The 351-nt window shown below is 47.0% G+C and carries 1 pseudogene; it reads left to right on the top strand.

Annotated elements, in window-relative coordinates:
* Positions 1-171: 171 nt before the first annotated feature.
* Positions 172-351, top strand: a pseudogene (locus ACO0LB_RS20695) (hypothetical protein); the annotation flags it as partial.

Raw genomic sequence — 351 nt, forward strand, 5'->3', positions numbered from 1 at the left:
CAGCTATCGATTCAAGAACAGTTCAACCCAAATAGCAGGAAAGGAAACGACGCGCAGATTAACCCAAGCATAATCCCGAAAAACTAATCGAAGAGTGGGTCAGAATTCGATGCAAATTCCGGGTCAGAATACAGTGCAATCTAACACCTTGTACTTCTTGTCGCGACATCCATGCTATTTTTGCTGGCATATGCTGCCACTGGAAAGCCTTGGGATGGCATGTATACGTCGTATAAGGTGTCCTACCTGAGCTACTCGAACGACCTGGACGAAAAACAGCCTCCCACGCGAACCGATCACAAAATGGCATTCATGGTTGAAGGGGTAATGGCGAAGGAAATGTTCGACTCC

It is taken from the genome of Undibacterium sp. SXout7W (assembly GCF_049339385.1).
Lineage (GTDB): Bacteria > Pseudomonadota > Gammaproteobacteria > Burkholderiales > Burkholderiaceae_D > Undibacterium.